The sequence below is a fragment of the Corynebacterium sp. H127 genome (assembly GCF_037482665.1).
Taxonomy (GTDB): Bacteria; Actinomycetota; Actinomycetes; order Mycobacteriales; family Mycobacteriaceae; genus Corynebacterium.
Genome location: NZ_JBBHKY010000002.1, coordinates 196,368 through 218,894, shown reverse-complemented (window position 1 = coordinate 218,894; position 22,527 = coordinate 196,368). Strand labels below are relative to the sequence as shown.

The 22,527-nt window shown below is 57.3% G+C and carries 24 protein-coding genes, 1 tRNA gene and 1 pseudogene; 15 read left to right on the top strand and 11 right to left on the bottom strand.

Annotated elements, in window-relative coordinates; genetic code table 11:
* Positions 1 to 3: 3 nt before the first annotated feature.
* Genes WG936_RS03655 through WG936_RS03645 form a run of 3 tightly spaced genes read left to right on the top strand, consistent with a single transcriptional unit; the run spans position 4 to position 3,871 of the window.
* A complete protein-coding gene (locus WG936_RS03655; protein WP_339565074.1) occupies positions 4 to 921 on the top strand; it encodes a class C sortase in 918 nt (305 codons plus the stop codon).
* Positions 918 to 1,898, top strand: coding sequence for a hypothetical protein (locus tag WG936_RS03650; protein ID WP_339572138.1), 981 nt, complete (start codon positions 918 to 920; stop codon positions 1,896 to 1,898). The genes WG936_RS03655 and WG936_RS03650 overlap by 4 nt, the downstream gene beginning before the upstream one ends.
* Before the next feature lie 35 nt (positions 1,899 to 1,933).
* A complete protein-coding gene (locus WG936_RS03645; RefSeq protein ID WP_339572137.1) occupies positions 1,934 to 3,871 on the top strand; it encodes a SpaA isopeptide-forming pilin-related protein in 1,938 nt (645 codons plus the stop codon).
* Positions 3,872 to 3,914: 43 nt separating this feature from the next.
* On the opposite strand, the gene WG936_RS03640 is transcribed toward WG936_RS03645, so the two are convergent.
* Positions 3,915 to 4,475, bottom strand: coding sequence for an RNA polymerase sigma factor (locus tag WG936_RS03640; protein WP_339572136.1), 561 nt, complete (start codon positions 4,473 to 4,475; stop codon positions 3,915 to 3,917).
* 139 nt (positions 4,476 to 4,614) lie between these two features.
* Here WG936_RS03640 and WG936_RS03635 point away from each other — a divergent pair, with 139 nt between their 5' ends.
* Positions 4,615 to 5,040 (top strand): Ohr family peroxiredoxin, encoded by a 426-nt coding sequence (locus WG936_RS03635; RefSeq protein WP_339572135.1) that lies wholly within the window; start codon positions 4,615 to 4,617, stop codon positions 5,038 to 5,040.
* A gap of 77 nt (positions 5,041 to 5,117) precedes the next feature.
* Here WG936_RS03635 and WG936_RS03630 read toward each other — a convergent pair whose 3' ends face one another.
* The 6 genes from WG936_RS03630 to WG936_RS03605 are packed head-to-tail and all read right to left on the bottom strand — an operon-like array spanning position 5,118 to position 10,701.
* On the bottom strand, positions 5,118 to 5,384 hold the full coding sequence (locus WG936_RS03630; RefSeq protein WP_339572134.1) for a Na+/H+ antiporter subunit G: 267 nt from the start codon (positions 5,382 to 5,384) through the stop codon (positions 5,118 to 5,120).
* Positions 5,381 to 5,632 carry a monovalent cation/H+ antiporter complex subunit F gene (locus tag WG936_RS03625; protein ID WP_339572133.1) on the bottom strand — a complete coding sequence of 84 codons (252 nt, stop codon included), beginning with the start codon at positions 5,630 to 5,632 and terminating at the stop codon, positions 5,381 to 5,383. Before WG936_RS03625 ends, WG936_RS03630 begins: the two co-directional genes overlap by 4 nt.
* On the bottom strand, positions 5,629 to 6,054 hold the full coding sequence (locus tag WG936_RS03620; protein WP_339572132.1) for a monovalent cation/H+ antiporter subunit E: 426 nt from the start codon (positions 6,052 to 6,054) through the stop codon (positions 5,629 to 5,631). The genes WG936_RS03625 and WG936_RS03620 overlap by 4 nt, the downstream gene beginning before the upstream one ends.
* Positions 6,051 to 7,466 (bottom strand): monovalent cation/H+ antiporter subunit D family protein, encoded by a 1,416-nt coding sequence (locus tag WG936_RS03615; RefSeq protein ID WP_339572172.1) that lies wholly within the window; start codon positions 7,464 to 7,466, stop codon positions 6,051 to 6,053. The genes WG936_RS03620 and WG936_RS03615 overlap by 4 nt, the downstream gene beginning before the upstream one ends.
* 50 nt (positions 7,467 to 7,516) lie before the next feature.
* Positions 7,517 to 7,933 carry a cation:proton antiporter subunit C gene (locus tag WG936_RS03610; RefSeq protein ID WP_339572131.1) on the bottom strand — a complete coding sequence of 139 codons (417 nt, stop codon included), beginning with the start codon at positions 7,931 to 7,933 and terminating at the stop codon, positions 7,517 to 7,519.
* Entirely contained in the window at positions 7,930 to 10,701 is a 2,772-nt protein-coding gene (locus WG936_RS03605) for a DUF4040 family protein (protein WP_339572130.1), read from the bottom strand. The genes WG936_RS03610 and WG936_RS03605 overlap by 4 nt, the downstream gene beginning before the upstream one ends.
* Positions 10,702 to 10,875: 174 nt before the next feature.
* Here WG936_RS03605 and WG936_RS03600 point away from each other — a divergent pair, with 174 nt between their 5' ends.
* From WG936_RS03600 to WG936_RS03590, 3 genes and pseudogenes are all read left to right on the top strand, one after another.
* Complete coding sequence (locus tag WG936_RS03600; protein ID WP_339565065.1) at positions 10,876 to 12,249, top strand: hypothetical protein; 1,374 nt, start codon at positions 10,876 to 10,878, stop codon at positions 12,247 to 12,249.
* On the top strand, positions 12,242 to 12,520 hold the full coding sequence (locus WG936_RS03595) for a metal-sensitive transcriptional regulator (RefSeq protein WP_339565064.1): 279 nt from the start codon (positions 12,242 to 12,244) through the stop codon (positions 12,518 to 12,520). Before WG936_RS03600 ends, WG936_RS03595 begins: the two co-directional genes overlap by 8 nt.
* Positions 12,521 to 13,027: 507 nt before the next feature.
* Positions 13,028 to 13,456, top strand: a pseudogene (locus WG936_RS03590) (DUF5067 domain-containing protein); the annotation flags it as partial.
* A 147-nt stretch (positions 13,457 to 13,603) separates the two neighbouring features.
* Here WG936_RS03590 and WG936_RS03585 read toward each other — a convergent pair.
* Both WG936_RS03585 and WG936_RS03580 read right to left on the bottom strand, forming a co-directional pair.
* A tRNA-Pro gene (locus tag WG936_RS03585) sits at positions 13,604 to 13,677 on the bottom strand.
* Positions 13,678 to 13,725: 48 nt separating this feature from the next.
* Positions 13,726 to 14,613, bottom strand: a complete 888-nt coding sequence (locus WG936_RS03580; protein WP_339572171.1) for a metallophosphoesterase — start codon at positions 14,611 to 14,613, stop codon at positions 13,726 to 13,728.
* A gap of 43 nt (positions 14,614 to 14,656) precedes the next feature.
* On the opposite strand from WG936_RS03580, the gene WG936_RS03575 reads away from it, so the two are divergent.
* Positions 14,657 to 15,097 carry a GatB/YqeY domain-containing protein gene (locus WG936_RS03575; RefSeq protein ID WP_339572129.1) on the top strand — a complete coding sequence of 147 codons (441 nt, stop codon included), beginning with the start codon at positions 14,657 to 14,659 and terminating at the stop codon, positions 15,095 to 15,097.
* A gap of 6 nt (positions 15,098 to 15,103) precedes the next feature.
* Here the strand turns inward: WG936_RS03575 and WG936_RS03570 are convergent, their stop codons facing one another.
* Positions 15,104 to 17,482, bottom strand: a complete 2,379-nt coding sequence (locus WG936_RS03570) for a transglycosylase domain-containing protein (RefSeq protein WP_339572128.1) — start codon at positions 17,480 to 17,482, stop codon at positions 15,104 to 15,106.
* A 127-nt stretch (positions 17,483 to 17,609) separates the two neighbouring features.
* Between WG936_RS03570 and WG936_RS03565 the strand changes: the two genes are divergently transcribed.
* The 4 genes from WG936_RS03565 to WG936_RS03550 are packed head-to-tail and all read left to right on the top strand — an operon-like array spanning position 17,610 to position 19,378.
* Positions 17,610 to 17,918 carry a WhiB family transcriptional regulator gene (locus WG936_RS03565; RefSeq protein WP_339565060.1) on the top strand — a complete coding sequence of 103 codons (309 nt, stop codon included), beginning with the start codon at positions 17,610 to 17,612 and terminating at the stop codon, positions 17,916 to 17,918.
* A 2-nt stretch (positions 17,919 to 17,920) separates the two neighbouring features.
* The gene (locus WG936_RS03560) at positions 17,921 to 18,076 is read left to right on the top strand and encodes a hypothetical protein (protein ID WP_339565059.1); all 156 of its coding nucleotides are present in this window, start codon (positions 17,921 to 17,923) and stop codon (positions 18,074 to 18,076) included.
* Complete coding sequence (locus WG936_RS03555) at positions 18,073 to 18,528, top strand: RidA family protein (RefSeq protein ID WP_339565058.1); 456 nt, start codon at positions 18,073 to 18,075, stop codon at positions 18,526 to 18,528. The genes WG936_RS03560 and WG936_RS03555 overlap by 4 nt, the downstream gene beginning before the upstream one ends.
* Before the next feature lie 22 nt (positions 18,529 to 18,550).
* Positions 18,551 to 19,378 (top strand): MBL fold metallo-hydrolase, encoded by an 828-nt coding sequence (locus WG936_RS03550; protein WP_339565057.1) that lies wholly within the window; start codon positions 18,551 to 18,553, stop codon positions 19,376 to 19,378.
* A gap of 113 nt (positions 19,379 to 19,491) precedes the next feature.
* Here WG936_RS03550 and glxR read toward each other — a convergent pair whose 3' ends face one another.
* Positions 19,492 to 20,175, bottom strand: coding sequence for a CRP-like cAMP-activated global transcriptional regulator GlxR (gene glxR, locus WG936_RS03545; protein ID WP_339565056.1), 684 nt, complete (start codon positions 20,173 to 20,175; stop codon positions 19,492 to 19,494).
* A 331-nt stretch (positions 20,176 to 20,506) separates the two neighbouring features.
* Between glxR and nth the strand changes: the two genes are divergently transcribed.
* The 3 genes from nth to WG936_RS03530 are packed head-to-tail and all read left to right on the top strand — an operon-like array spanning position 20,507 to position 22,502.
* Positions 20,507 to 21,256, top strand: a complete 750-nt coding sequence (gene nth, locus WG936_RS03540; protein WP_339572127.1) for an endonuclease III — start codon at positions 20,507 to 20,509, stop codon at positions 21,254 to 21,256.
* Complete coding sequence (locus tag WG936_RS03535; RefSeq protein ID WP_339565054.1) at positions 21,256 to 21,807, top strand: TlpA family protein disulfide reductase; 552 nt, start codon at positions 21,256 to 21,258, stop codon at positions 21,805 to 21,807. Before nth ends, WG936_RS03535 begins: the two co-directional genes overlap by 1 nt.
* Positions 21,804 to 22,502 (top strand): NUDIX hydrolase, encoded by a 699-nt coding sequence (locus tag WG936_RS03530; RefSeq protein WP_339565053.1) that lies wholly within the window; start codon positions 21,804 to 21,806, stop codon positions 22,500 to 22,502. Before WG936_RS03535 ends, WG936_RS03530 begins: the two co-directional genes overlap by 4 nt.
* Positions 22,503 to 22,527 lie beyond the last annotated feature (25 nt).

Below are 22,527 nucleotides of genomic sequence, written 5' to 3'. Positions count from 1 at the left end.
ACAATGGGTACTCACACCGCAGTTAAGGCCAAAGAGATAACAGGAAAGCGCAGTCTCACCAGCGTGCTTGTCCCGGTACTACTTGTGCTCGCTGGACTGTGTGTGCTGCTGTACCCGGTCGTCGCCACGCAGTGGAACAACATTCGGCAAATTAAAGTTGCTGAAGAATACGCCAAAATTGAGCAGGAGATTCCTGCAGAGGTAATTAACCAATCGCTCGTGGATGCTGTGGCATATAACGATAACCTCGGTCAGGCCGCCACCACTGATCCATGGACGGACGTCATCGACGAGCAGCAGCCCGGGTACCAGGAATACAAAAAGCAGCTCTCTACCTGGAACGCCATGGCCCGCCTCGTAGTGCCAGCCGGAGAGATCAACCTGCCCATCTACCACGGCACCAGCCATGAAACTCTGCAACGGGGCGTCGGCCACCTGTACGGCACTGACCTGCCCGTTGGTGGGGAAAGTCGCCACGCAGTGATGACTGGTCACACCGGACTGCAGAATGCCACGCTCTTTGACAACCTCTCCAAGGTCAAGGTTGGCGATGCCATCTACATCCAAGCAGCGGGCCAAAAAATGAAATACCGGGTGCGCAACATCGACACCGTCCTGCCCACTGAGGTGGAAAGCCTGAAGCGGGAAGAGGGCAAAGACCTTGTCACCCTTGTCACCTGCACGCCTTATGGCATCAACAGTCACCGGCTGTTAGTTCACGCCGAGCGTACCACCATGGATCCCGAAGACGAGAAGTTCTTCGAAGACAGCGGATTTCACTGGCAGTGGTGGATGTGGGTAATAGTGGGGGCTTCGATCCTCATCATTCTGCTTCTAGTGCTGTGGATCCGATCCATGCGACGTAGTTCTAACAAAATTCAACAATGTGAAGCAAGCACCGCAGTTAAGGAATGTCGATGATGAACAAACAAAGGCTCTACGGGCTTAGACGAATTCTCGCAGCTGTCTTATCTGCCTTGACCGTTTTATCGGCAGTCTTTTTTATTGATACTATGAACGGGCCTAGTGTGGAGGCGCAAGTAGCGAGCTGTCTTGCGGTAGGCCCCACCACGTCAGCCAAGGTGTCTTCTTCGGATGCGAAGTACCGTAGAACCTTTACTGCGACTGCTTCGATGACAGGGTCGATAGAGTCAATTGTTATTGATCTTCCTGATAACCTCAGTACGAAGTTGGCAAGCCCCTACGCTTACAATTTGGTTCAAATAGGTGGTAAAACTGTAGCGCGAGAATCATCAGCTCAAGCTAGCGAGCTCACCTTGTCGATCGCGCGGGATCCCGCAACCGGTACTATCACGGTTGATTTTCCAACGGCTGTTAATGTCAATGCTGGTCAAACAGTGATGGTGCAGGTAGGATTCCTCGCTGATATCAATATCACATCCACGAATATGGCTCTAACTGGCGTGTGTCCTGCGCCAACTTCCACGCCTGCGGTTAGACCAACCCAGACGGCAACCGCTACGCTAACCTCAACTCCGGCAATTTCGTCAACCCCTATGGCAACTCCGGTTGCTACTTCGACGCCAACCTTAACTCCGACGGCAACCGCTACCCCATCCCCAAACCCAATCCCCTCCCCAACCCCAATCCCTGCCGGGCAGGCCGCAAATTTCAAAGTGGTTGCTCTTAGAGGTATCGAGATCGGTACCTCTACAACGACGGGTACGAATCCCTTTACTACGCAAACTAACGTCGTCAGTGCTACACAGTTTGAGCGAGCAGTTGTCAAGGTAAAATTGGCAAACGTTGGAGCAATGGACAAGGTTTTCAAGTTTGGTATCGATCAAATTGAGCCCGGAGTGGAATTGGGGCAGCGAGTAGTTACTCAAAAGGACAACTATGTAGAGGTTGAATTCTTCCCGGAAAAAACGGTGTGAGAGTAGGATCTACCGTAATTCCGGAAGGTGCATTGTTGTCCTTAGCTACTGAGCTTTTCGGAGTTTCAACCGATATCGACGCGACCCTGGAACTCTACGGTACCCAGCTTGTGACCGTACAGCCCGTTCCGGATGCGATTTTGAATTTGCAGGACCCGCTGCAAAATCCTCCGTTGCAACAACGTTGTGGCCAAAATATCGCCGTTGTCTTCGACCTTTCTTCATCGATCACACGCACGCCTACCGGGCTTTCCTCTATTGTGGATGCAGGGACAGCGGCTATAAACTCCCTGGCTGGAACTCAGACCAAAATGGGCCTATATAACTTCGGTACCAGCGCTTCTACCGTTCCAGTTGCTGAAGTCAGAACACCGCTTAGTTTGAGTGATCCAAAGAACGTTACGACGCTAAAGAACTCGATCCAAACTTTGAATACGTACAATCCAAATGCGACTCAAGGTACTAACTGGGAGGCAGCGCTTAAATCAGTACTTGCCGCAGAGCAGAGCGGTGGGTTTGTTTATGATGCCGTGTACTTTGTGACCGATGGCTTGCCAACCAATTCCAGCCAGGGGATGCCTTACGGCGCAAGTCCAAACTTCGTGACCGATGCGACAGACCTCGACACTGCTATCGCTGCGGCCAACAATGTGAAAGCACTTGGCACTCATATCACTACGGTGCCGATCGGTGTTGGTGGCACAGAGTATCTGCTTAAGGGTACCTATCCATCTCTTAAAGCAGCTCAAGCAGACAATTGGTCTCGAGGAAATTACTACCTCGAGAACGGTAACAGCGATCAAAACGTATATGACTTGATCAAATCCGGCAAAGCGTGGGTGAAAAATCGATCCGGAGCTATTGAGCCTGATTCTGCAAAGTGGAGCGAGGGTGCTTACAGTAGCACGCAAATTATCCAGTCGATGATGGGGCCAAATCAGGTGGACGGTGGATTCGACATCGCTTCTACCGATCTTACAAATTTCATGAAGAACCTGCGGACTGCGGTCGCAAGCACTTGTGCTGGAAAGCTTATCGTTAATAAGACGATCGTAGATGTGAACGGCAACGTGCTAATGCCCGGTGAAGGCTGGCGATTCGACGCCACAGCAATTGATGCAGTTAACTCTCCACAGCAGAATATCGTGTATACGGATGTCGACGGCAAGTCAACTAGGACGGACAAGCGATCACAGATGACCGATGCTCGCGGTCAGGTGATTTTCAACATTGATTCCACCACCGACCAGAAGATTAGTGTGAATGAAGTGATCCCAGAAGGCTCTGGGTACGCTCTGTTTAAACAACATGGTGAGAATGCCGTGTGCAACATCATTTCTGAAGATCCAAATACAGGAGTGATGTCTAAGACCCCGGTGAGTGTCGTGAGTGATGCTGCTGGAGTTGGGTTCTCTGTGATCCTGCCCTATGACAAAACGATGGCGTCCGTACGCAATGTCGAATGCGACGTACGAAATCAGGAAAAACCGCAGGAGGCAATGCTCAAAATCACAAAAGTTGCTTATGATTCAGACGCTACTAAAGACAACTATGTAATCATTGATGGATCCAATGCTGAGTTTGTAGTTTATCCAGACAAGGAGGGTAAGCCTGATTATGCTGGCGTACCTTTGTTAACTCTGAAAGCGGGCGAAACTGCTGCTAAGGGGCTGGAGGCAGGTACGTATTGGTTAGTCGAATCCAGGTCACCAGCAGGCTATCAGCTTCTTCCATCGCCTGTGCGCTTTCAAATTACCCCAACTGGTGAGGCCTGGACCACCACGATTCAAAATGACGGTACTTTGGTGTTCGAAGATGACGTTAACAAGCCGACAAATGAAATTTGGCTGAAAGTTGCGGACATTAAGACTGGTAAGCTACCTAAAGCTGGGGGTAATGGTGTCTTCGTGTACCTGTTGCTTGCCGTGTCGTTGATCGGAGTGGGCGCACTGTACGCTCGACGTCGAGCCTAGCTCAAAGTGCCTCTTCGCGATGCTGGGGAGGAACTTTCAGGTTTTAGGCTTCCTTAATTAATGGAATTTTGGAAGCCGCAATCATGTCCGCCCTGGCACGTGCCACGCGGGAGCGGATGGTGCCCACGCGAACATCGGCGATGCGTGCGGCTTCCTCGTAGGTGTAACCCAACACCTGGGTGAGGATCAATGCTTCACGACGGTCGGGGTCGAGGGCGTCGATAAGCATGCGGGCGTCGACAAGCTCTGCCCAGCTGCTGGACGTGGCGGTATCGGCAGCAGCATCCTCGAACTCGGTCGCGGATTTGCGGGGCCGCGCCATGTCGTGGCGGATGTTGTCCACCCACACACGGCGGGCGAGGGAAAGTAGCCAAGTTTTCGCAGAGCTGCGGGCCGAGAAGCGGGGGAGCGCCCCAATGACGCGGAGGTAGGTTTCCTGGGTGAGATCATCGGCGATATCACGGCCGCCGAGGTGAGCGAGCAGCCGCCACACATCACCTTGAGTGAGTTCGATGAACTCGCTGAGGGCACCCCGATCGCCCCGGCCGGCCTTCAAGGCGAGCCGGGTGACGTAGGAATCGTCGCGCTCGGGTTTGAAACTCATGAAACCCTACTCTACCAGGTGCGATCACCAAACTAAAAGACAGTCGATCTGGGTGACATGCCAACTAATTTGGGGATGGGGAAGATCCAAGGGCGGGACTTTTCGCTACACTGGGCAACCCCGACCAAAGGAGAACTGAATGTCTGAAAAGCTGTACACCGCATCCGTAACCTCAACCGGTGGTGGCCGCGATGGCCACGTAGTCTCCACCGATGGCCAGATCGACTTTGATGTTCGTCCGCCCAAGGAACTAGGTGGCTCCGGCGAAGGCGTCAATCCAGAGACTCTATTCGCAGCAGCCTGGGCTGCCTGCTTCAACGGCGCCCTGCAGAAGACGATGAAGGAAGCGGGAGTTTCCGTAGCCGATCACGCGCCGACGGTCACTGCCGAGGTGGACCTCAACAAGGTTTCTGACGGTTTCCGTCTTTCCGGTTCGATCTTCGTTGCTTTTGCAGATCAGGATGCCATGGAAGATCCCGCAGGTCTCGTGCAGAAGGCACATGAATTCTGCCCGTACTCCCGCGCGGTACGCGGCGACTTCGACGCAACTGCTGGTTTGAAGTAGCACGCACCCTGTTAACTACAGCTGCACCCGGCCGAAAAATCGCATTCACTCGGCCGGGTGCAGTTTTGCTGTGGGTCTTAGAGATCGTGCACTGATCGGGCGATGTAAAACGAGGACACTGCAGCAACGACCCACAACGCGGCGATGGTGAGCAGCGCGCGCACGAGGTTGTGCCAGTCGAAAGGATCTGAAATCAGGTGGGCAATGACAAGCAGCGGCAGCGCCACCCCCACCGTGGGGCCCATTAGGTTGATTCTGGTCAGGGCATCAGGGGCACGCCACATGATGACGGTGGTGCCCAGAATGAACACCGCAGCGATAATCAGCAGAATATTGACAATCATCGTCGTCCCTTCGACAGGATTCGGGCAACGGAGACGGTTGATAGGAGACCTAAGAGGGATCCTAGAACCACAACTTCGTAGACAATCGAGGTCGGCCACACCAAGGTCCACACCAAGTAGATGGCAATCATGAGGTAGAAGATCATGTCGGCGAGTACGCCTCGCGTGGCGTCGTCACGCAGGATGATCAGCATGAGATTCGCCAGCAAGCACAGCGCAATAACGCCCATGACTAGGTAGGCAATCATGAGTTGTCCTCCATTTCGGCGGTAGAGGTGGGGCCGTAGTTATGGTCCGAGTGGCCGGCGACGAATGTAGAGTGCAATGGGTTGCCGAGCCCCTGGCCGGGAGCGCCCTTATCGATGTCTCGTACAGCGGGCACGAGGCGTTCCTCCATTTCAGCCAGGCCTGCGAGTACTTCGGCGGGGTCCGCGCCGTATACGGCGTGGACGAGGAGCCTATCGCCGCGCAGTCCTAAGGAGAGCGTGCCTGGGGTGATGGTGATGCAGGTGGAAAACCAGAAGATGTGCCGGTCAGAGGTAACTCGCAGTGGGTATGAGACCACCACGGGTTCAATGCCCGCATTCCGAGAAAAGGCAGAACGGACGATGACTGCGCCACCCACGATGATCTGGCCAATCAGCCACAAGACGAATCGCAACAGTGTCATCGGACTACTCCAATCGCGTCGGTGCCGAGGATGGCGGAGCTATAGGCGGGGACGTCGAGAAGCGCCTGCGAGGCGCCGGTACACCAGGAGGTCACTGGGCCGGCGCACAAGAACATCAGCACGGACAACACTGCCAGCGTTCCACCGGGTAGCGCCTTGATTGGCATGACAACCAGCGTCGATGGGTAGCGAGTAGGCGGTTTTCCCCAGAAGACCTTGCGCCATACTCGCAGCAGGGAAAGGAGCGCGCCCAGGGAAGCGATGACGATCGTGCCGATGATGAGCCAGGCACGTGGGCCGCCTGCGGTAGCGACCTCAAACATGATGCCTACCTTGCCCCACATGCCGGAAAACGGTGGGAAACCGACAAGAGAGAAGGCTCCAGCCGCCCAGATGGTGGATGTCCAGGGATCGCGGCGCGCGATGCCAGACAGCTTGGAGAGCGTGCTAGTACCGTAAGTTTCTTCGATCGCGCCCGTGGTGAGGATCAATGAACCGACCGTGACCATGTGGTGGATCGTGTAGAAGATTCCTGCTGCTAGTGCCCCAGCGGAAGGGAATGCCAACATCACCAGGATGAAGGGCATGCCGTTCACCATCTGGTAGGCAATCACGCGGCGGATGGTGTTTTCTCCTAGGCCGGCAAAGCCGCCGACCAGCATCGACACCATCATCACGCCGATGATGAACCAAGCCCAGCGCGGGGAGGCATCGAAAATCACCACATAGATGCGGTACAAGGCGTACACCGCGACCTTGGTGTGTAGACCGGAGAACAAGCCCATTACCGCTGAGCTCGTCGAAGGATAGGTGCGTGGCAGCCAGGTGTGCATTGGAAACACTCCCGCTTTGATGCTCAGCGCCAGCACGACGATGCCCATGGCGATCACGATCGGACCCTGGTCGGCGGCGCCCGCCAAAGCTGCGATGTTTACGGTCCCTGCCACCCCGTACACTACGCCGACGCCCATGACGAGAAGCGTGGAAGCTAGCAAGTTAGACAGCACAAAGGTGCGGCCCGCCGCCAACCGGGAACGCCCACCTGTCATCGCTAGTAGCGCATAGGAAGGCAGCAGCATGACCTCCACCATGACGAACAGGTTGAACAGATCCGCGGTCAGTAGCGCGCCGTAGACGCCTCCTAAGAGCATGAGCGCCAGTGCGGGGAAGAAGCGCGCTCGAGTCTCCCCGACGATGACCGCGAAGAGGCAGGAGAACAGCGCCACTATCGACGCCGCGATGATCATCACCGCAGAGAACTTGTCCGACACAAAGGGGATGGCTACACCGCCGACATAGAGACCGACGGAGTGGGCGATCGTTCCGTGCTGGAACAGGAATACGCCACCACAGATTCCGGCGAAGGGAACAGCAAGTAGCAAGCAGTCACGCACCGCCCGCCACGGGAGCATCGCGTTGAGTGCCGCGGCGAACAGTGGAATGGCAAGAAACAGTGGCAAGATCACTGGCCTGCCTCCGATTCAGCAGCCTGGACCCTTCGTACGCGTGCACTATCCTCCGGCAGTGGACGGACGTTGCGCGCCGTCGTGATCAAAGGTGCGAGCGCAACGTGTGCGGCGCGCTTTGATTTGGTGTCATCGTTGTAGCCAACTGCGGACAGCGCAAGCATAAATGTGGTGGTGGCCATCGCAATCACAATAGCGGTGAGCACAAAGGCTTGGGGAAGTGGATCTGCGGCCAACTCCAGTGGTGAGTTGATGGGTTCGGCGCGCCACTTGGGGATACCGAGGGCTAGGATCGTCAGGTTTCCGGCGTGGCCGATCAAGGACATTCCCAGAATCAGCCGGTACATGCCGCGCTGTAGGACGAGGTACACGCCCCCGGCCATGAGAATGGAAATGGTGAGAGCCATTATCATGAGCGGCCTCCTGCGGTCTGGTCGGTGGAAACTGAGGTACGTGGTCCGGGCACTGGACTGTCTTTGGGGCGCTCATAAGGTGTGTGTTCCACACCTGGCCGGAGCCTTTGCCCCAGAATGTTGATTCCTAGGGTGATCATTCCAAGCACCGCGAGGAACACACCCGCGTCAAAGATCATCGAGGTGGTGACGTGTTCGCCAGCAATATGGCCGTGAATGGCGTACAAGAAAGAGCCATGGGTCATGCCAATGAACCCGGCCACCAAGGCAGTGATGACACCCAAGCCGGTGAGCAGGAAAGGCACGTTCTTAGGTACTACCGGCGCGTCCTTAGGGGCTGCGAGATACTTCAGCATGAAGATGCTGGAAGCCACCAGCGCGGCAATGAAGCCACCACCAGGAGCGTTGTGGCCCCGCAAGAAGATGAGTACGGAGAGCGCAATCACGATTGGGATCAGCAGCTTTCGGAGGTATTCCAGAGGGAGTGCGTTGCGCTTTGGCTCTTCAAACTCGGAGAGTCGGAGTGTGTCCTGGCGTGGCATGGAGCCCACCACTGCTGCAATAGCGACACCAGCCATACCCAGCACGGTGAGCTCGCCCATGGTGTCTAGTGCGCGGAATTCCACCAGGATGGTATTCACCACGTTGGCACCGCCGGAGATTCCGGGAGCTTCATTCAAGTACCACAATGCGAGTTCGGGGCGCTCATGCCGGCCAAGCAGGCCGTAGACGATGAAGAAGCTCGACAATCCAGCAGCCAATGCGATGGCGCCGGTCCAGTACTTGCGGTTCTTTGACACGGTGTAGAAACCGCGCGGATGGTGGCGGAGCACCATCATCATCATGACGATGACCAGCAGTTCCACCATGAACTGGGTCAGCGCAACATCTGGTGCACCGAGGAACAAGATCTGCAAAGTAACACCGACACCTACCGCGGAAAGCAGCAGGGTGGCGGCCAGGCGCGAGCGCACGAACAACAACACTGGAACAGAAATACCGACTATTGCCAGCGGGATGAGGTCCCAGGGCCGATCGATGCCAGGCACTCGCGGGGCGAAACCCGCACCGTCGAGCTGGGTGAAGAAGCCGAAAGCCATCAGGCTGGCTAGCCCAACAAATGGCCACGCCAGGTGGCGAGCTGGGCTGAAGGAGTCAGCCATGCCCCCCAGCCACGTTCCGACGCGTTTGAGGTAGCGAACCTTCAAGTCCAGGAGGGCAGATCCTGTGACAGGAAGTAGCTGCCGCCCAGTGATTGGGGCGAGGAGCTGCTTGCGGAAGACTACTCCGACCACGCCCAGCACGAGCACAGCCAACGACACCAGCAGCGGTGTGTTCACACCATGCCACAGGGCGAGATGTGCCGCATAAGGCAGGCCAATGTCTGCCAGTGCAGCGGAAATTGGGGTGTCCAAGACGCCAACGAAGAATGCCAGCGGCAGGGACAAAAGGCCGGGGAGGGCGGCTGGCAACCACAACGCGACGGGCGCTTCGCGGACGTGGCTCAGGTCGCGCGGGCCGTCGACAAAAGCGCCAAATACGATGCGCGCAGAATAAGTGAAGGTCAGCAACGCGGCTAGTGCGGCGAGCGCCAGCATGAGAGGGTATTCCTCAAAGGCTGCCAACATGGACTCCTTGGACACGAATCCGAGTAGCGGTGGGACGGATGCCATGGACAACGCCGCGATGAGTACCGAAGCGAAGGTGAAGGGCATCTGCCGCACCAACGGGCCTAGGCGTCGAATATCGCGCGTACCAGTTTGGTGATCCACCACGCCGATCAGCATGAACAGCGAGGACTTGAACATTGCGTGCGCAAGGGTGTGGAGCAGCGCCGCCGCGAGTGCAAACGGCGTGCCGACGCCAATTACCGCCACCAGCCAGCCCAAATGGGACACCGTGGAGTATGCCGTCAGTTGCTTCAGATCGGTCTTCTGAATCGCAAAAAGCGCTGCCATGATCGCGGTAGTCATGCCCACGCCCATGAGTAGGTGCTGCCAGATCGCAACGTCGTGGAATAGTGCGGATAAGCGAATTAGTAGGTAGATGCCGGCTTTGACTACGGCGGCAGCATGCAGGAACGCAGAGACCGGGGTGGCGGCAGCCATAGCTTCCGGGAGCCAGAAGTGGAAGGGGAGCTGCGCGGCCTTGGTAAATGCGGACACCGCGATCAGCACTGCCATCACCGGAGTTAGTGGGTTGTTAGCCCAGGCATCGCTGTGGAGGATCGCAGTCAGGTTCGTGGTATGCGTTTGAGACACCGCGATCGCGGTCGCAGTGAGCAAGGTTAGCCCGCCGATGAAAGTCAGGATGAGGGTGCGGGATGCGCCCGCTTGACCCCCTGATCCCGAACGGGCAATAAGGAGGAAGGATGCGAGCGAAACCAGTTCCCAACCTGCGAACAGGACAGTGACGTCGTCGGCAAGCACGAGTAGTAGTACCGACAACATGAACGCTGACATGATCAGGTAGAAGCTGGTGTTGCCCTTTTTTGCCGGTAGGTACGCGGCGGAATAGCAAAAAACGACCGCGCCGATGAGCAAAGCTAGCATTGCGAAGAAGAAGGATAAGCCGTCGGCTTTTAACGCGAAGTTTGCCCCCAATGCCCATGGGAAACTCACTGCGGGCGGATGGCCCGCAAGCACAGTAGCGGCGGCCAAGAAAAGTACAGCCAGCGGCCAGCCGGCTTTCCTATCCATGACGCGAACGAGTAGCGGAGAAGCTACCACAGCTGCCCCGGCAAGAAAAAGAACGAGGAGCAGGGTCACGTGAAAATCACACCTTGCTTGATCGAATGCGGTCAGTACAGGCCTGTTGAGCCCTTTAAAAAAACTTGGCATGGTGACCAAGAAAGCAATACGGAAAATCTTACCAGGTGGAACACTCGTCACATCGGTGCGCCTAACAGTGGACAGTCCCACAATTCCTTAGATTCATAGAGTATGAGCCTGCTTCGCCGCGTACTCCTAACCCTGATGCTGCTTGCGCCACTGATCGGTGGCGCGATTTACTCAGCCACGGTTTCCCTCGAGCCTGCATCCTCATGGTCGGAGGAGCCAGCCGCTGCGCCGGGGGCTGTGGACCTCGTGCCTGCGCGCCGGGCGGCCGGCGAGGCGAGTTCCCAGGCGGGCTTCCTGAAGCAGGGTACTACCGGGCTTGTCGACGGCACCGGCAAGCTTGCCGACGGCACCAACCAGCTTGCGGGTGGCTCCACCGATGCTGTGGCAGGGGCAAACGAGCTGGCTAACGGCATGACCCAGATTCAGGCGGGTACCGGCCAACTTGGTGATGGCGCCGTGAAAGTAGCCGACGGGGTCTCTCTGGCTGTGGACCAGGTGCAGGGAATCGGCCTAGTGCAGGGGCGCATCGTCGAAGAAATTAACCGAGTGGACGCGGACCTGGCGAAGAAGAAGGATCCGGAATCCGTCGCGTTTCGTGCGCAGCTAGCCGAGTTCAAGACTCAAGTAGAAGCTTTCAAATTGGATGCAGCGGTGGTGGATCAATTGGCGCAGCTGCGCTCGGGCTCGCGGGAGATCGCCAATCAACTTGCGGTCCCTGGATACGGCTACCATGACGGAATATATTCCGCGACGAAGGGTTCTAAAGAACTCGCCACCGGACTTACTGAGTTAGACAAGGGGCTGGCGGAGGCGGCCACCGGTGCCGGGGAGCTCAAGGACGGCGCGGTGAAGGTTGACGGCATGGCTACGTCCAACAAGGACAAGATCGGGGCCGTGCAGCGTGCTTTGCCTGCGGATCCAGCAACACCTACGCAGCCACAGCCGATGCTCGTACCGCTCTTCGGGTTCTTTGTCGCCGCCCTGGTGATGGTCGGCGCGGCGCTGAGTAGTCGTTGGCGCGCGCTCGCAGCGGTGGCCCTGGGTGCGATGATCATTCTCATCATGGCGGCTGACCTCTCTCCACTGGTGGGACTGGGGCTGGTTGGCGTGGTGGCGTTGGCTGGCCTCGTCTCGGCCCTAGTGAGCCGCGCGCTCGTGGGCTTGTTTGGGGAACGTGTTGGTCGCATCGCTGTCTACGTAGGATTGCTCCTCCAGGCTGGCGTTGTCGGCTGGGTGTGGAAGCTGGCTTCTACCGATAGTGTTTCCCCGGTTCTGAACGTGCTGACGCACCTGATGCCTATGCACTACGCCACCTCTGCGATGTCTGCGCTTGGTAATGGGGGTTCGAATATCGTGCTCGGACTGTCTTGTGGGGTGCTTGCCGCCCTAGTAGTGCTCGCTGCGGTCACGCTCCGCCTAGCTGGGACTGCGCCTGCGCTCGAGCCCGTTGATATCGAGGCAGATCACGATGCATAGCCACGGCTATTCACCGGACAAAGAGAAATACCTCACCCGCCTGCGCCGAATCGAAGGGCAAGTGCGCGGTATTCATCGCATGGTTGAGGAAGACGAGTACTGCATCGATATCCTCACGCAGATCTCTGCGGCTAACAGTGCCCTAGAGAATGTGGCGCTGGCGCTGCTCGGCGATCACCTCGAGCATTGCGTTGTCGATGCGGCAAGAAATGGCGATCCTAGCGAGAAAATCGAAGAGGCGAAGGCGGCCATTCGGCGCCTGGTTAAGTAGGCCAACCTCCCATACTCACTAGGATGTTGCGGTTCCTTTTGGAGAGATGAACATGTGACTATCTGGCAGGACTGCTGTGCGGATGGATTAGAGCAGTCGCACTGCTAGAACGGGACTGTTCATTGATGACCACAGGGTATAAGTAAACACTTATTGCTTCTAAACGTCTTAGTATTAGCTATTTATAACTATTTCATTACATTGTGCGCCTTGGGTCATGAGTTTTGATTAGATGCTTCTAAAATTGTTTTCGACAGGAAAGTATGACATCAGTGCAGTTAGATGACCTTGTTCTTGTCGTGTCCACATATAAGACTTTCAACTTTTGTTGAACAATTTTGGGAGCTCCTCATGAAAACCCCATCCAAGCTTGCAATTGCTGCACTGTTTATGATCGCCCCACTCACCCTCGCCGCATGAGGCTCCGGCGACTCTGAGCCGGAGGCGAAGAAAGAAACCCAAGCCACCACTGCAGACAAAGCTTCCGGAAGCTCGGCAGCTAAGCCTGCGGCACAGCCGAGCGGGAAGCCAGGATTCGCCGACAGCGTCTTAGAGACCGAAGACTTCGTAGCCACCATCACCGAGACCAAAGTGATTCCGGCGGGCGAGAAGGGCAATACGAATGGCAACAAGCCAGTGGTCGCGTTCTACTACGACATGACTTCTAAATCTGCCGATGACGTAGTCCCAGGCGTGTCCTGGACTTTCGTGGTCACCGCGTACCAGGGCGGAACCGAAGAATCGAATGAAATCGAAATCGCCCCGAACCCTGATGACAATTTGGCGCTCGCCGAGTTGGCTGCAATCAAGCAGGGAGAATCCCACTCCAACATCGCCGCCTACTACCTTAACGACGAGACCACCCCAGTCACCCTAGTCGCCAGCGAAGATCTCGGCTTCACTGAACTCGGCAAGCAAAACTTCGAGGTCAAGTAAGCACACTGCGGTGGCGTAGCTGCCGAAATGGAAAGCGGTCCAGCAGAAGAACTCGTTCTGGTGGACCGCCCCTCTTGTTAGCCAGCTTGCGTGCTAGTGCCGTGTAAATAGCGAAAAGCCACCTCCTCAGAGGTGGCTTTTACAGAGTCGGGATAACAGGATTTGAACCTGCGACCCCGTCGTCCCGAACGACGTGCGCTACCAAGCTGCGCTATATCCCGCTGCTTTTTCACCATACGCCCGTGCGAAACAGTGACAAAATCAGCAGGTCAGCGCTTTTCGACGACATGTATCAGCGTAGCTGAGGGCCGGCAGAATACCCGGAATGGCACAAACGGCGAAGTGCCGAGGCCATTGGAAACGTGCATAAACATGCGGCCGAATCTGTGCAGTCCGCTTGCCCGTGCCCGATCGATGCCACAGTTGGTGACAATCGCGCGTTCTCCGGGAAGACAAAGCTGGCCGCCGTGGGTATGGCCAGAGAGGGAGAGCTGGTAGCCATCGGCCTCAAACTGTCCGAGTACCTGCGGTTCTGGGGAATGGGTCAGCGCTATGGCGAGATCGGCGTCGATATTGGGGGCGCCTGCGATCTGGGCGTAGTCATCGAGGTCATGGTGCGGGTCATCGACACCAGCGGCAGCGATTCGTACGGGGCCGATTTTAAACTCGTGGCGTTGGTGGGTGGCATCACGCCAGCCGTGTTCGAGGAATGCTGCACGCATCCCTTCCCACGGTAGCTTCTCCTCGCTGACCTTGCGTTTTTTCCCTACCAAGTACTTGAAGGGATTAACCGGTCGCGGCCCGAAGTAGTCGTTGCTGCCGAAGACGAACAATCCGGGGCGTTTGAGCAATGGTGCTAGCGCTCGAAGAACAGCTGGCACGGCATCGGCTGAGCTGAGGTTGTCGCCGGTGTTGACCACCAGATCGGGCTGCAACACGGACAGCGCCGCAACCCAATCTTGCTTGATGCGGTGGGAGGGCAGCATATGTAGGTCGGAGAGGTGCAGGATGGTGAACTCTTCGGCGTCGTCAAGCGTGCCCGGCTCGAGGAGCGCCACGGTTTCATGCTTGAGGCGGAACTTGCTGAGCTCGGAGAACCCCCAGCCCGCCACGGCGAGTCCGCCGAAACCACCAACACTGACGAGGGATAACAGGATTTTCTTCACGCCCCTATGCTACCGGTGCGTATTCTTGTAGGTTATGAGCGACCTAAAGAACCAGATCCGTGCAGATCTCAAAGAAGCGATGAAAGCCCGCGAGAAGCAGCGCACCAATACGCTGCGGATGCTGCTTGCTGCAATCCAAACCGAGGAGGTCTCCGGCACGAAGCATGAGATCGATGATGAGGCGATCCTCAAGCTGATCGCCCGTGAGATCAAGAAGCGCAAGGAATCTGCCGAGGTGTACACCAATGCCGGTCGACAGGAACTCGCCGATAACGAGCAAGCAGAAGCTGAAATCCTGGCCGCTTACCAGCCCCAACAGCTCACTGACGAGGAGCTCGCAGCCCTGGTCGCCAGCGTGATCGCCGGCATGGACGAGCCAAAGATGGGGCCTGTCATGCAGGCTGCAACCAAGCAGGCCGCCGGGCGTGTCGACGGCAAACGCCTGTCCACCGCGGTGCGCGCGGCGCTTTCCTAGCTCGGCTTACAGTCCGTTCTGTCTTAAGAAGTCATCGAGCATCGCGCCGAGATCCGGAATCGGTGGCGGGGCCGGTGCTGGCCCGGGAGCTCCCGGGATCTCGTTTCGCGGCGCCGGAGCTGCTCGCTGGGAGCCGTCAGATACCAGCAGGGTGACTGCGGGCTTCGCGTCCCGGAGGTTGGCCAACTTTACGTTGATGACCTTGCCCTTCTGGTTTGAAGGCCCGGTTACGGTCTCTGTGTCTACCTGGTATCCCTGGCTCTGTAGCAGCGCCTTAGCGGAATTCGGATCCTTGCCGGTGACCTGGTCTGCAATGGCTTGTGTCTTACCCTTGACCAGCTCTGGAGCCGCGCGATTCAGAGAGCCGGAGGCGGCGTTGGGGGTATTGGATGCTGCTGCCATCCAGGACGCGGCCGGTTCCATGCCTCCGAAGAGAGTGCCTTCGTAGCACTGTCGCACTGGTGCGGTGCACAGCGGCGTGGTTTGAGTGCCATCGTTGTAGATGTACGGCACAGCTGCAAAATTGGAGTTAAAGCCCATAAACGCGGCAGATTGGTGTGACTCGGTGGTGCCGGTCTTGCCAGCCGTTGGCACGCGCCAGCCGAAGTTACTTGCTGCGGGGGCTGCGGTGCCGTTTTTGATGTCATCGCTCATGGCGTCGGAAAGCGCATGTGCAACCTTGGGCTCCACTGCCTGCTCGCAAGGAGTCTTCTTAAGCTCTACTGGGGCGCCATTACGGTCGGTGACGGCCTCAATCGGGCTGGGTTCGCACCACGTGCCGTCGGATGCCAAAGTGGCGGCAACATTGGAGAGCTGCAGCGGATTTACGGCCGTTGGGCCGAGGACGAATGAACCCAAGTTGTTGTCGGTGAAGAACTGCGCGATGGAGGCTTCGCCGTCGAAACTGCCGGCTTCTGTGTAATCGCGAAGGCCGAGGCGCACCGCGATATCGACAGATTCCTTAACTCCCACCTGCTCGATGAGCTTGATGAAGGTGGTGTTAGGAGATTGCGCCAACGCTTGTTTGAGAGTCAGCTGCGGTTTGAAAGCACCGGAGTTTTCCACGCAATAGGAGCCCGCAGGGCAGTTGTCCGCACCGCCATTGCCCATCCCCCGCACTTCTACGCGCTTCGGCACGTCTAGTACCGTCTCGATGCCCATGCCCTGTTCGATCGCGGCAGCAGCGGTGAAGATCTTAAAGACTGAACCGGCACCGTTGCCTACGCGGCTGACAGGTTGTGGGAGAACCGTTTGGTTTTGTTCGGGATCTAGGCCGTAGTCACGCGAGGAGGTCATCGCGAGGATGCGGCGAGATTCGGTGCCCGGCTCGACTACATTCATGACCTCCGCGACCCCTGCAGCCTGGGGGTTCGTCTGCCCTGTGACCGCGTTGTGGGCGGCATCCTGCACCTGTGGGTCCAGGGTTGTTTTGATGGTGAGGCCATCGCGCGTAATCCGCTTCGGGTCGAGGCCATGACCCTCGAGGTATTTCAGTGCATAATCGCAGAAGAAACCGCGATCGCCAGCAGCGATGCAACCATTCGGTAGCCGGTTGGGAGCCTCCGGAATGCCAAGTGGCTCGGCCTGGAACTGGACGGCCTGCTCCCGAGTGAGATCGCCCGTGGAGACCATGGCATCGAGGACCTGATTACGGCGCTCCGTCATCCCCTCGGGGTTAGTAAACGGGTTCAGCGCGGAGGAAGACTGCAAGATGCCAGCGAGTAGCGCTGATTCGGGAACGCTGAGTTGGCTGGCAGGTTTAGCAAAGTAGGTTTGGGCAGCGGCTTCGATGCCGAAAGCGCCGTTGCCATAAGGCACGATATTGAGGTACCTGGTGAGGATTTCGTCCTTGGACAGGTGCTTTTCCAGATCGGAAGCCATGCGCATTTCCCGTAATTTACGGGTGTAGCTCGTCTCGGTGGCTGCGGCCTGTTCCGCTTCGGTTTCCGCATCGACCAGCAGGAGATAATTTTTGACGTACTGCTGGTTGAGTGTGGATGCGCCCTGTTCGACGGAACCGGAGGTGAGGTTTGTCACCATCGCGCGGGCGGTGCCACGCCAGTCGACGCCATCGTGCTCGTAGAAGCGGCGGTCTTCGATGGCAACAATCGCCTTTTTCATGTTCGGAGAAATCTGTTCTGAAGGGACATCTCTGCGATATTGGTCATATACCCAAGCGATCGGAGCGCCAGAAATGTCCGTAATCGTGGACACTCCTGGGGCTGTTCCGTCGGTCAAATCCGAAAGGTTCGACTGCATCGTTGTTTCGGTCTGGGCAATTGCCACACCCGAAAGGCTTGCAACGGGGGTAAGCGCGAGGGCACCGGCAACACCGGCTACGACCACTGCGCCGAGGGCCTTAGACATTGACTTCAAACTGGACACCCCTAATACCCTACGCAATAAACCTGAAAAGGCAGACCCCCATTCGTGTGACGCACTCGACATTCTGCAAACCGAGTGAATACACTTACATGCATAATATTGGTGTGCGACTCGAGGAGGCCGAGACATGACTGCATCGTTAGTGTCTGAACAGCAGTTAATCGACCGTGGGGAGTGGGTCACGTTCGCGAAGTGTCGAGATGGGGATCCGGACGCGTTGTTCGTGCGCGGGGCAGCCCAACGACGCGCCGCAGCAATTTGCCGCCATTGTCCTGTCATGCTGCAGTGTCGCGCGGATGCCTTGGATAACCGAGTCGAGTTCGGGGTATGGGGTGGTCTGACTGAGCGGCAGCGCCGCGCCCTCTTGCGCAAGAATCCACACATCACTAGTTGGGCCGAGTATCTCGCCTCGGGAGGGGAACTGGTAGGAATATAAGCATGACTACTTGGGAATACGCCACCGTTCCACTGTTGACGCATGCAACAAAACAGATCCTTGACACTTGGGGTGAAGATGGCTGGGAGCTCGTCTCCGTTGTGCCTGGTCCTAACCCGGAGAATGTCGTCGCTTACATGAAGCGAGTGAAGCAGTGATCTCTGAGCGTCTCAAGGAACTCGGCATCGAACTGCCGGCAGTAGCTGCACCAGTCGCGTCTTATGTTCCAGCTGTCCAAGCGGGGAACCAAGTGTGGACTTCTGGCCAGCTGCCATTCAAGAACGGTCAGTTACTCGCTTCCGGCAAGGTCGGGGCAGAAGTAACTCCGGAAGCAGCGGAAGAACTGGCACGCACTGCCACTCTGAATGCGTTGGCCGCAATCGATGCCGTGGTGGGCATCGATAACGTCACGCGTGTGCTCAAAGTGGTTGGCTTTGTCGCCTCCGCTGAAGGCTTTGGTGGGCAGCCAGGCGTAGTGAACGGCGCGTCCAACTTGTTGGGAGAGATCTTCGGTGAGGCTGGCCGTCATGCTCGTTCGGCTGTTGGGGTGTATGAGCTTCCGCTTGGAGCCCCAGTTGAAATTGAGATTGTGGTTGAAATCGCCGGTTAGCTCAGTCGCTAATCCTGAGTAAATGATTAAGCTGGTATCTATGGAGCATCCTGCTTACAGTCAACTACGTCCTGTTACTGAATCCGCTGCCGTTGTGCTGTGCCCAAACCCTGGGTACAGCTCACTTGAGGGCACTAATACGTGGGTCATCCGCGCCCCTGAAGATGCAGCGAGCATCGTCATTGATCCAGGTCCTGAGGACGAGGGCCACCTTAACGTTGTGCAACAAAAAGCTGGCAACGTGGCGCTGACCTTGATCACCCACCGTCACCACGATCACGCTGATTCCATCGACAGGTTTCGGCAGCTCAGTGGTGTGCCGGTGCGAGGCTTCGATGTCTCCTACTGTCGCGGCGGTGAAAAACTGGTTGATGGTGAAATCATCTCTGTGCCCGGCGTGACTCCGCAGATCGAGGTCGTGCACACCCCGGGGCACACCAGCGATTCCGCTTGTTTCTTCATTTGGAGCGGGGAAGTTGGTTCCTCCACTCTTGAGGGCATCGTCTCCGGAGACACCATCGTCGGTCGGCACACCACCATGATTTCTGAAACTGACGGCGAACTTGGTGCTTACCTGTCTTCGCTGCGCATGCTTGAAGAGCGTGGGGAGAACGTCATGTTGTTGCCAGCCCATGGGCCAGAGAACCCTAATGCTGCAGCTTTGGCGCGAAAGTACATCGACCGCCGTGAGCAACGGCTCCAGCAGGTGCGCGACGCCCGTGCTGCGCTTGGCGACGACGCGAGCATCGCAGAACTCGTTGACCACATCTATACTGACGTTGATCCGGTGTTGCGTGGTGCTGCGGCGCAGTCCACCCGGGTGACCGTGCGTTATTTGGATTCGCTGTAGCTTAAGTTTTTGGATAGTCCCGCTGCTGGCTTTGCGCCGGCAGCGGGATTTTTGGGTTGGGGACGCAAAAGCCGCCAGCCCCAAGGAAGGCTGGCGGCAGGGGCTTGCGGCTATTAACGAGCGCGCTTAGCCAAGTGCTCAGCGTCAGTAATGAGCACGGATTTGCCCTCGAGGCGGATCCAGCCACGCTGCGCGAAGGTTGCTAGTGCCTTGTTTACGGTTTCGCGAGAAGCGCCGACCAGCTGGGCGATCTCTTCCTGCGTGAGGTCGTGGTTAACACGAAGCGCATTGCCTTCTTGCGCGCCAAAACGATTGGCGAGCTGCAGGAGGGTCTTGGCGACGCGCCCAGGAACATCGGTGAAAATGAGGTCAGCCAGAGAAGCATTGGTGCGACGGAGACGTCGGGCCAGGACACGGAGCAGTTGCTCGGAGATCTCCGGGTACTGGGCGATCCAGCTGCGCAGCATCTCGGAGTTCATGGTTGCCGCCTGAACTTCAGTAACACACACGGCTGAAGAGGTGCGTGGGCCTGGGTCGAAGATGGAAAGCTCACCGAACATGTCGGATGGGCCCATCACCGTGAGGAGATTCTCACGACCGTCGTTTGCGTGGCGGGCCAGCTTCACCTTGCCGGAGGTAATGATGTAGAGGCGATCTCCGGGTTCGCCTTCCTCGAAAATCGTAGTGCCGCGAGGGAACCGGACAGTTTCCAGGTCGCGGATCAAGCTGTTTACTGCGATTGGATCTACGCCCTGGAAAATGCCAGCACGTGACAGGATGTCCTGTACGCCTTCCAAATCACTTCTCCTTCTACTAAACCTATGGCGCGCCGGTAGTCAAAGTGTGACTACTCTTTTTTGGAGGCGCGCGCAAGAGCTCTGATAAGACTTTACTCGTTCTTATTTAGATTGTGCACGAAGTGTTGTGACAAGTGCAACACGAGAGCGCTCATGTGAGCGTTCATGCAGCAGGATCGGTGACAGGTTCGGAAGAGCGGGTTGAGAACGTCTCGAATCGCTCCATTTGCATCGCGAAAACTGCGACAACAACCGGGGTGAGAATTGCGAAGAGAATGCCCATAATTGCCAACTATACGTTCTCAGCCTCCGCGCGGTTAAGCTAAGGCTTATGGCCAAGGTGAAACAGGTGAAACCGGAAAGCCCACTGGCGCTGAAGCGACGGGCGCGCCGCATCAATCGTATGCTGGCCACCTGCTACCCAGACGCCAAAGCGGAATTGGATTTCCGTAACCCGCTGGAGCTCCTGGTAGCTACGGTGCTGTCTGCGCAAACCACTGATGTCCGGGTAAATCAAGTAACCCCCAAACTCTTTGCTACCTATCCGACAGCGGAGGCTTATGCATCGGCACAGTTGGCCGAGGTAGAAGAGCTCATTCGGCCGACCGGCTTCTATCGTAACAAGGCAAAAGCCCTCATCAGCCTCGGACAACAACTGTGTGATGACTTTGGTGGCGAGGTGCCGCGCACCCTGGCAGAGTTAATCACACTGCCAGGGGTGGGGCGGAAAACAGCAAACGTAGTGCTAGGCAATGCCTTCGGGGTGCCAGGGCTGACGGTGGATACTCACTTCGAGCGCCTGGTGCGTCGGCTTGGGCTCACAACCGAAAAGGATCCGGTGGCCGTCGAAAAGCACATCATGCAGCTCATCGAGCCATCCGAGTGGACCATGGTGTCGCACCGCTTGATCTACCATGGTCGACGCGTGTGCCATAGTCGAAAGGCTGGGTGCGGTGCGTGCTACATCGCTAAGCTGTGCCCTAGCTTTGGGATTGCGGGCCCAGCAGACTTTGTAGATGCGGCGAAATTGATCAAGGGACCGGAACGAGAGCATCTGCTGCGGCTGGTGACGGAGGAATAATGAACAAGACCACGGTGTGGACAGTCATCGTCAGTGCGGCGATCCTGGTTGCGCTGGTCTTTGTGGTTCCTGGCATGCTGCAGACTGATACCGAGCCTGCGCAACCCGAACCACAGTCCGAAGTCCAGCCGCGGCCCGATTGCCCAACAGGTTCCGTAGGGCGGGTGGAATTGCCATGCCTCGGTGGACAAACACAACAGTTGGAAGCCAAGCCGACTGTGGTCAATGTGTGGGCGTGGTGGTGCGGGCCGTGCCGCCAGGAACTGCCGCTTTTCGACGCCCTCGCCGAGGCTCACCCGGAGTGGAACGTTGTTGGGGTCCATGCAGACACCAACGCAGCCAACGGGGCAGCCATGCTGAATGAACTCGGTATCAAGATTCCGAGTTACCAAGACGACGCGAACCAGTTTGCTGGCACGCATGGCCTGCCGGGAGTTGTCCCCATCACCGTTGTGATCAGCCCGGAGGGGGAGTTGCTGCAGTCATTCCCGGCTGTCTTTGTCTCCCCGGAGGAACTGGATCGGGCGGTGAGCGGGGCGCTGAGCCGATGAGCGATCTGCCTGGATTCAACACCGCATTGCGTCCCGCTGATGCGCCTACCTGGATGAAAACCCTCGTGGATACCGCCCGTGATGGGAGCATCCACGGTGGGCTGAGCCAGCGGGCACGAGCGGCCGCACGGTCCCAAGCCCAGATGTCTGCCGTGCTCATGCTCTTTTCTGGACGCACCGCCGCAGAGGCGGAAATTTTACTCACTCATCGCACGCCCACTATGCGTTCGCATTCTGGGCAGATCGCGTTTCCCGGCGGCCGTATTGATCCAGACGACAGTGGTGCGATTGATGGTGCACTTCGAGAGGCCTGGGAAGAGACCGGTTTGGATAGACGTACCGTCACTCCAGTCGCAGAACTAGCACCATTGGCGATACATGCCACTGGCAATCCGGTGGTGCCGGTCCTCGGGTTTTGGCATGAGCCGCGGGAATTGCCCGTGGTCAGCCCGCTGGAAAACGACGACATCTTTCGGGCGTCGATAAGCGAGCTTGCCCGCCCCACCAATCGTTTTTTGGTGCGCAATGGTGATTGGGTCGGACCTGCATTTTGGCACCGAGGATATGTGGTGTGGGGCTTCACGGGCGGCTTGTTAGCTGCGACGATGCGCTTCGCGGGGTGGGAGGAGCCCTGGGACCCCATTGAAATAGATTTGCGGACTGCGTTGCGTAGCTCTCGAAACAATGAGCCTTAAACCCGTAAGATGAGTCAAGTAGTTT